The sequence below is a fragment of the Xanthomonas sp. WHRI 1810A genome (assembly GCF_040202885.1).
GTDB lineage: Bacteria > Pseudomonadota > Gammaproteobacteria > Pseudomonadales > Pseudomonadaceae > Aquipseudomonas.
Genome location: NZ_JBEGED010000066.1, coordinates 1 through 277 on the forward strand (window position 1 = coordinate 1; position 277 = coordinate 277).

Here is a 277-nt window from a genome sequence, read left to right on the forward strand (position 1 = left end):
CATTAAGCAGCTCTTTGGCCGGTATCGGGCGCTCAAGGAACATGCTTGCTCCGAGTGTTGCGGCCTGCTGCCGCACAACCGGTGATCCGTCTGATGTGTACACGATGATCGGCGTGTCCTTGTTGATGCCCTGCCCTTTGCGAACCAGCTCCAGGACATCGAGACCTGACTTGCCACCAAGCATTACATCGGTGAGTACAAGCTGATACCGCTTGTGCTCAAGGATCTGCAGAGAAGCGTTGCCGTTGTCGCAGGTGTCCACCTCGTATCCCGCCTT

At 56.7% G+C, this 277-nt stretch carries 1 protein-coding gene; it reads right to left on the bottom strand.

The features are described 5' to 3' along the window. Positions 1-262 (bottom strand): response regulator (locus tag ABQX22_RS26750; protein ID WP_349802864.1); only part of this gene is annotated, 262 nt, incomplete at its 3' end. Between the last annotated feature and the right edge of the window lie 15 nt (positions 263-277).